We start from the raw sequence: 7,482 nt of genomic DNA, 5'->3' as shown, positions 1-7,482 counted from the left end.
GGGGTCACTCTGCTCGATCCGCCGCGGGCGGGGCAGGGGCGTGAGGTCGTCGACGCGGTTGCGGCGCTCGCCCCGGCATCCGTCGTCTATGTGGCGTGCGATCCGGTGGCCCTCGCTCGAGACATCGGCGCGTTCCGTGAGCGCGGCTATGGCGTTCGCCGCATCGAAGCGTTCGACCTCTTCCCGCACTCCCATCACGTGGAAGCCGTGGCGCTGCTGCAGCGCGAGCCGTGACGCGGCAAGCGCACGAACCTCACTCCTTCGTCGGATGTGGGCGTTCTCGCGTCGTCGTTAGGCTGACGTCATGACCCGCGTCGCCCTCATCGATGACCACGAGTCCGTGCGCCTCGGGCTCGAGGCGGCGTGCGCGCGAGCCGTGACCAAGGAGGTCGTCTTCTCGGGCAGCAGCGTGCGCGCCTACCTCGAGTGGCGTCAGCGGTCGGGGGCGGCGCCGGTCGACATCGTGGTGCTCGACCTCACGCTCGGCGACGGCACCACGGTCACCGAGAACGTCAGCAGCATCGTCGCCGACGGCTCGCCGGTGCTCATCCACAGTGTCGCCGATCGCCCCGCCGCCGTCCGCGAGGCTCTGGCGGCCGGAGCGGCCGGTGTGATCAGCAAGGCCTCGCGCATCGACGACGTCATCGCCGCCATCCGCACGGTGGCGCGCGGTGAAGCCCTGGACAACGTCGAATGGGCCAGTGCCGTCGACGGCGACCGCGCTTTCGCCGATGCACAGCTGTCCAACCGCGAGCGCGACGTGCTGCGACTGTATGCCGCCGGCCTGCCGTTGAAGGCGGTCGCCGACCGGCTCGGCATCGCCTATTCCACGGCGAAGGAGAACATCACGCGCGTGCGCACGAAGTACGTCGAGGTCGGTCGTCCCGCCCCCACGAAGGTCGATCTGCTCCGCCGTGCGATGGAGGACGGTCTCATGCCCGGCCACGCCGGAGCGACCCGCGGTGACGACTGAGCCCCTGCCGATCGCCGTCGACCCGGCGGTTCGCCGTCCCCTGGGCGACATCGCCGCGGGTGCGGAGCGGTTCACGCAGGCGCGGGTCGAGCGGATCATCCGCACGGTCGTCGCCCTGGGGTGCGCGGTGCTGGGCACGCAGGCCTTCCTCAACGCGCTGGGCTCGCGCCAGGAGGCGCCGCCGACGCATCTGCCGCTTCTGCTGGCCGTCTTCATCCCGCTCGCGATGATGGTCGCGGCATCCGTCGCCGGGGTCGGTGTTCGCACCGCGGCAGGAATCTTCGCCGTCGTCTTCCCGATCGTCCTGCTGTGCTGGCCGCTCGTCACCCACGCGCGCGCGGATGCCGCGGACGGCGCCCCCTGGATCTGGTACCTGCTGAACGTGGGCACCTCTGCGGCCGTGCTGGCCTTCGGACTTCCCCTGCAGATCGCGTGGGCGGCGGTCATCCCGATCCTGTACGCGATCGCCCGGCTGACCCAACTCGGTGGCGCCCCCGCGGACGTCGTCGATGTCGTGCGCGATGCGGTGTTCGCCGCGATCCTCGCGGCGGTGGTGATCACCCTGGGGCGTCTGCTGCGGGGTGTGGCGGTCGGCATCGATCAGGCGCGCAGCGAGGCCGTCGCCTCCTACGCCGTCGCCGCCGCCCACAATGCCGCCGAGACCGAGCGGGTCGCCGTCGCCGCGCTCATGCACGACAGCGTGCTGGCGGCGCTGATCGCGGCCGAGCGGGCGCACACCCCGCGGGAGGAGGCGCTGGCGGCAGCGATGGCGAGAGAGGCCTTGACGCGGTTGGCCAACACCGACCAGGACGCGGGCGAGGGGCCCGACGAGCCGGTCGCCGTGGCGGCGATTGCGGCCGCCCTTCGCCGGGTGGTGGCCGATCTCGATGCGGACGTGCCCGTCGCCGCCGACATCGCCGCGGCCGCTCCGCTCGTTCCCGGGCGCGTCGCGCGCGCCGTCGTGCTGGCCGCCACGCAGGCCGTCTCCAACGCCATCGTCCATGCGCACGGAGAAGGCCTGCGCGTGGCTCTGCGAGCCGACGGGCAGCGCCTGCGCGTGCAGGTGACCGATCGCGGTCCCGGCTTCGATCCGGCGAGCATCCCCGATGATCGCCTGGGAATTCGTGGTTCCATCGTGGCGCGCATGGCGGCCGTCGGCGGCCGCGCGCGCGTGCGCACGGCGGCGGACGGGACTCACGTCGTCCTGGACTGGGAGTTCTCGCGATGAACTTCCGTGTGCACGCCACCCTGTCGGCGTTGGCGATCGCCTTCACGACGTATCTCGCGATCGGCGGTCTCGTCTGGACGGTCGCGCCGCAGATGCCGCTCGTTCTGGTGTGCGCGGTGGCGCTGTATCTGGCGACGACGTGGATCTGCGTGTTCTGGAATTCGGGTGCTCTGCCCACGCGGCGCGATCCCATCACCGGCGACCTCGGGCGCAGCTCGGTCCTGCCAGCCTGGGCTGCGGTGCTCGCGCTCGCCGCCGCGGTGCTGGTGCCCAACGCGACGTGGCTCGCCGTCCAGCCCGACGCGCGTGGCGCGGATGTCGGGACCTGGAGCCTGGGTGCGGTCGGTGCGCTCCTGACGATCGTGATGGTGCGCCGCCGCCCGTGGATCGCCTGGAGCGGGGTTGTCGTCCTCGCGGCCGAAGCGGCGTTCTGGATCGGTCCGGCCGCAGCCCTGGCGCTCGGCGTGGTCGGCGCGGTGCTGTGGGTGGGGGTCGCGCAGCTGCTGACGTGGCTCGTCGATCGCGCTGCCCGCGATACCGCGGAGCTCACCGCTCTGCAGCGGGCGGCCTCGGAATGGCTCGCGACTCAAGAGGGAATGCGGCGCGAACGTCGCACGCAGGTGCAGCGTGCCCTCGCGCTGGCCGGGCCGGTGCTCACGCGCACGATCGAGGCGGCGGGGCGTCTGAGCGAGGACGAACGTCGCGCGGCACGCATCGCCGAAGAAGCGTTGCGCGACGAGCTGCGCGGCTCTGCCCTGCTCGACGCGGAGGTGCGAGCGGCGCTCGCAGCGGCGCGGGAACGGGGGACGACGGTGTCGGTGCTGGACGAAGGAGGCCTCGACGGCCTGTCGCCGGCGGAGCGAGCGGCGGTGCGATCGCGTTTGGCGGCGGTGCTGGCCGAGGCCGACTCCGACCGTGTCTACGTGCGTGCCGCGACCCACGAGGACGTGGCCGTCACGGTCGTCGGCCGCTCGGCCGCGGATGACGGCGAAGACGAGGTCGACCTGTGGAGCGAGATTCCCCGGCGGCCCTGAGTCCTGAACGAGGCCCTGAACGCGGCCCTGCATGCACCCGGCCGGTGGTTCCGGCGACGCCGCGAGCGCAGAACGCCACGAGGACGTGACGAAGAGAACGCGAGGAAGAGGAGGCGAGGGGCGGCGAAGCCGCCCGCCCCTCGCCATGCGAGTGGTTACCCGAAAACCGACTCGCGAAGGGTCGTTCCGCTCATGAAGCGGGCCGACCGAACGCAGAAGCGTTCCAGCGATATCGATTCTTCCCGGTGGAGAAAGCTGTGTCTGTAGGTATTTTGGGGGACAAGCGATCGGAGGCGGGTTCAGCCCGCGAACCGTCCCCAGGCGACGTCGCGCCGCAGGGGCGCACGCAGGCCGCGCGCCGAGACCTCCCAGGCCGACCGCAACGGCGCATCCTCGACGACGGCGTCCGCAGCCTCGCGCTCGTAGGCCTCGGTCACCACGGCGATCACGGCGGCGAGCTCCTCCGCGGTGGGGTTTCCGCGACGGATGTCGATGTGCACGGCATCCGCACCGGCCATATCCGCGTCCGACGCGGGCATCGCGGGCGTGCTCATAGCGGGATGTTACCGTGCTTCTTCGGGGGCAGGCTGGCCCGCTTCCCGCGCAGCGACCGCAGCGCCTTCGCGACGGCCACGCGGGTCTGCGCGGGCTCGATGATCCCGTCCAACTCGCCGCGCTCGGCTGCCAGGAAGGGCGACGCGACGTTGTAGGTGTACTCGTTCGCGAGGCGCTGACGAACGGCGGCCACGTCTTCGCCGGCTTCCTCCGCCTTGCGGATCTCGCCGCGGTAGAGGATGTTGACGGCACCCTGTCCGCCCATCACGGCGATCTCCGCCGTCGGCCAGGCGAGGTTGACGTCGGCGCCCAGCTGCTTGGAGCCCATGACGATGTAGGCGCCGCCGTACGCCTTGCGCAGGATCACGGTGACCAACGGCACGGTCGCCTCGGCGTAGGCGTACAGCAGCTTCGCACCGCGGCGGATCACGCCGGTCCACTCCTGGTCGGTGCCGGGAAGGTAGCCGGGCACGTCGACGAGGGTCAGGATAGGGATGGAGAACGCGTCGCAGAAGCGCACGAAGCGACTGGCCTTCTCGCCGGCTTCGATGTTGAGGGTGCCGGCCATCTGCGACGGCTGGTTCGCGATGATGCCGACCGTGCGGCCCTCGACGCGGCCGAGGCCGATGACGATGTTCGGCGCGAACAGCGGCTGCACCTCGAGGAAGTCGCCGCCGTCGACGATGTGCGAGATCACCTGGTGGATGTCGTACGGCTGGTTGGGGGAGTCGGGGACGACCGCGTTGAGGGTGCGGTCGGCGTCGGTGGTCTCCCACTCGAAACCGTTCTCGTAGACCGGGATCTCCGCCATGTTGTTGTCGGGCAGGAAGCCCACCATCGAGCGGACGTAGTCGATCGCGTCGTCCTCGTCCTCGGCGAGGTAGTGCGCGACTCCGGAGCGCGTGTTGTGGGTGTACGCGCCGCCGAGCTCCTCCATGCCGACGTCCTCGCCGGTGACCGTCTTGATGACGTCGGGACCGGTGACGAACATCTGACTGGTCTTGTCGACCATGACCACGAAGTCGGTGAGGGCGGGGGAGTACACGGCGCCGCCGGCGGCGGGCCCCATGATGATCGAGATCTGCGGGATCACACCAGAGGCGGCGGTGTTGAGGCGGAAGATCTCGCCGTACTTGCCGAGAGCGACCACGCCCTCCTGGATGCGGGCGCCACCGGAGTCGAGGATGCCGATGATCGGCATGCCGCCGCGCAGGGCGTACTCCATGATCTTGATGATCTTGTCGCCTGCGACCTCGCCCAGCGATCCGCCGAAGGTGGTGAAGTCCTGCGCGTAGACGGCGATCGTGCGGCCGTGGATGGTCCCCACGCCCGTCACGACCGAGTCGCCGTACGGACGCGACCGGTCCATTCCGAAGGCGGTCGTGCGGTGACGCACGTATTCGTCGAACTCCACGAAGGTGCCGGGGTCCACGAGCAGCTCGATGCGCTCGCGGGCGGTCATCTTGCCCTTCGCGTGCTGCTTCTCCTGGGCGCGCACCTCCGCGTCGAGGACCGCCTCCTGATAGCGGGCACGCAGATCGGCGATCTTGCCGGCGGTGGTGGACAGGTCGGGCTGCGCGGACGTCACTGGCTGCACGGAAGGCTCTGACTGCTGAGGCACGCCTCCCACCCTAGCGACCGGGTCCACGACTCTGTTGGGGGACGCTCACAACGAGACGGGGATTCGGTTGTGGGATGCCGCGCCGTCGCGCACCGCAGCGGTGCGCTCGCCGCGCGTAGGGTGGCGCTATGTCGATTCCCACCGAGGGCTATCCCCTGACCGCCGCGGTCTCGCCGCGGGTGCACGTCATCGAGAGCGTCGACTCGACGAATGCGAAACTCCTCCGTGACGTCGAGGGCGACCCCGACGCCCACCCGCATCTGTCCCTGCTCGTGACGCGTGATCAGCGCGCCGGACGTGGACGCCTCGACCGCACCTGGGTCACACCTCCGGGCTCTGCGGTCGCGATCTCGGTGGTGCTGCGCGTCGGCGCGGTCGCCGTGCACGATCGGGGCTGGATTCCCCTCGTCGCCGGAGCGGCGATGGTCGGCGCGGTCGCCGCGCAGCTGCCCGGGCGCACCGTCGCGCTGAAGTGGCCGAACGACGTGCTCGTCGATGGTCGCAAGATCTGCGGCATCCTCGCCGAGGTCCTGCCCGCCGATCCGCATACCGTCGTTCTCGGCGCCGGGGTGAACACGGCGATGACGGAGGCGGACCTGCCCGTGCCGACGGCGACCTCTTTCGCGGTCTCGGGTGTCGACGTCGACGAAGACCGTCTGCTCGCCGACTACGTCAGCGGCCTGCGGGACCTGATCGCGGAATTGGCGGTCGGCGGAGGCGACGCCGTCGCGCCGACGGTCGCCGAGCGGTGTGCGACGATCGGGACTCAGGTGAGTGTGACCGTGCCGGAGGGAACGGCGCTCGTGGGACGCGCGCTCCGCCTGGATCCCGATGGCCGGCTGGTGGTCGCCACCGTCGACGGTGCCGAGCGCATCGTCGGCGCGGGTGACGTCGTGCACGTACGCTGAGCGCCGGGCCCGGGTGCCGCCCGACGGTGTGATCGTGTGACGACGGCCCGGTCATGCGCGGTTTCGCCCGGCCACCGGGCACAATGATCTCGTGACCTCGCCCACCGCCTACCCCGGGCGTCCCGCTGCGCCGGCGCCGGGTGCGCCGGCGCCGGAACGCCGCGTCGCGCGCGTGCGGGCGCACGCGCGGGGTCTGTTCTGGTCGGCGCTGGTGCTGATCGCCGTGGCCGGGGCTGCGGGCTACTTCACGGGAAATCTGCCGGAGCCACTGCAGGACTGGATGCTGTGGGCCGCCGCAGGCCTCGTCGTCGCGCTGCTGGTCGTGATTCCCTACGTCCGATGGTGGACGCACACCTACACCGTGACGACGCGCCGCGTCGTCGAGCAGTCGGGCGTCTTCGGCCGTCGACGCCGGGAAGTGCTGCACGCCCGCGGGTACACCATCGAGGAGCGTCGCGGTCCGCTGCAGCGGCTGTGGGGCGCCGGCACGCTCGTGCTGTCGAACGGTGTCGATGAGCCGCTGCGTATGGTCAACATCCCCGCGGCGCGCCTGCTGCACGAGGCCCTGTCCGACCAGGTGGAAGTCAGCCAGATCCTCGCGCATCGCGACGGGCACTGGGACGGTGCCACCGCCCCGCTCATCGGCGATCCGCCGCCGCTGCCGCGCTGATCGCGATCCTGACGGCCGGGCGAGATCGACGCTGGGCGCACGCCGCGGTGCGCGTACCCCGCGAACTGAGAAGATGGATGCGACGAAAAGGAGCACCATGGCACTCACCCTCGGCATCGTGGGCGGCGGGCAGCTCGCCCGGATGATGATCGCTCCGGCGGTGGAGCTCGGCGTCCGCGTGCGCGTGCTCGCCGAAGAAGAGGGGATGTCCGCCGCGCTCGCGGCGACCGCCGTCGGCGACTACCGCGACCTCGACACCGTCCGCGCATTCGCTCGCGACGTCGACGTCGTCACCTTCGACCACGAACACGTCCCGCAGGACGTGCTGCGGGCGCTGGTGGCCGACGGCATCCGCGTGCACCCCGGTCCCGACGCGCTCCAGTTCGCCCAGGACAAGCTCGCGATGCGAGCGCGCCTGGCCGAGCTCGGCATGCCGCAGCCGGAATGGGCGGCCGTCACGGACTCTAGAGGATCCCCGGGACCGAGCTCGAAT

Annotated in this window: 7 protein-coding genes and 2 pseudogenes; 7 read left to right on the top strand and 2 right to left on the bottom strand. The window is 71.1% G+C overall.

Going from position 1 to position 7,482, the window contains the following annotated elements; translation table 11 throughout:
* From I5I_RS08465 to I5I_RS08450, 4 genes and pseudogenes are all read left to right on the top strand, one after another.
* Positions 1–234: pseudogene (locus I5I_RS08465) on the top strand (class I SAM-dependent RNA methyltransferase); the annotation flags it as partial.
* Positions 235–304: 70 nt separating this feature from the next.
* Entirely contained in the window at positions 305–973 is a 669-nt protein-coding gene (locus I5I_RS08460) for a response regulator transcription factor (RefSeq protein WP_036318352.1), read from the top strand.
* Complete coding sequence (locus tag I5I_RS08455; RefSeq protein WP_036318351.1) at positions 963–2,201, top strand: sensor histidine kinase; 1,239 nt, start codon at positions 963–965, stop codon at positions 2,199–2,201. Before I5I_RS08460 ends, I5I_RS08455 begins: the two co-directional genes overlap by 11 nt.
* Positions 2,198–3,235, top strand: a complete 1,038-nt coding sequence (locus I5I_RS08450) for a hypothetical protein (protein WP_036318350.1) — start codon at positions 2,198–2,200, stop codon at positions 3,233–3,235. The genes I5I_RS08455 and I5I_RS08450 overlap by 4 nt, the downstream gene beginning before the upstream one ends.
* Before the next feature lie 299 nt (positions 3,236–3,534).
* On the opposite strand, the gene I5I_RS08445 is transcribed toward I5I_RS08450, so the two are convergent.
* Positions 3,535–3,774: an acyl-CoA carboxylase subunit epsilon gene (locus I5I_RS08445; protein WP_036318355.1), complete on the bottom strand. Its 240-nt coding sequence runs from the start codon at positions 3,772–3,774 to the stop codon at positions 3,535–3,537.
* A gap of 11 nt (positions 3,775–3,785) precedes the next feature.
* Entirely contained in the window at positions 3,786–5,387 is a 1,602-nt protein-coding gene (locus I5I_RS08440) for an acyl-CoA carboxylase subunit beta (RefSeq protein ID WP_036318349.1), read from the bottom strand.
* A 152-nt stretch (positions 5,388–5,539) separates the two neighbouring features.
* On the opposite strand from I5I_RS08440, the gene I5I_RS08435 reads away from it, so the two are divergent.
* The 3 genes and pseudogenes from I5I_RS08435 to I5I_RS08425 all read left to right on the top strand — a co-directional run.
* Positions 5,540–6,319, top strand: coding sequence for a biotin--[acetyl-CoA-carboxylase] ligase (locus I5I_RS08435; protein ID WP_036318348.1), 780 nt, complete (start codon positions 5,540–5,542; stop codon positions 6,317–6,319).
* A gap of 91 nt (positions 6,320–6,410) precedes the next feature.
* On the top strand, positions 6,411–6,989 hold the full coding sequence (locus I5I_RS08430; RefSeq protein ID WP_036318347.1) for a PH domain-containing protein: 579 nt from the start codon (positions 6,411–6,413) through the stop codon (positions 6,987–6,989).
* Between the two features lie 97 nt (positions 6,990–7,086).
* A pseudogene (locus I5I_RS08425) lies at positions 7,087–7,482 on the top strand (5-(carboxyamino)imidazole ribonucleotide synthase); the annotation flags it as partial.

The sequence above is a fragment of the Microbacterium sp. B24 genome, assembly GCF_000333415.1.
Classification (GTDB): domain Bacteria; phylum Actinomycetota; class Actinomycetes; order Actinomycetales; family Microbacteriaceae; genus Microbacterium.
This window is presented reverse-complemented; position numbering and strand designations above follow the sequence as displayed.

Coding starts and splice junctions, on each gene's coding strand:
- I5I_RS08450 (WP_036318350.1), top strand. CDS start 2,198: ATGAACTTCCGTGTGCACGCCACCCTGTCGGCGTTGGCGATCGCCTTC.
- I5I_RS08445 (WP_036318355.1), bottom strand. CDS start 3,774: ATGCCCGCGTCGGACGCGGATATGGCCGGTGCGGATGCCGTGCACATC.
- I5I_RS08435 (WP_036318348.1), top strand. CDS start 5,540: ATGTCGATTCCCACCGAGGGCTATCCCCTGACCGCCGCGGTCTCGCCG.
- I5I_RS08460 (WP_036318352.1), top strand. CDS start 305: ATGACCCGCGTCGCCCTCATCGATGACCACGAGTCCGTGCGCCTCGGG.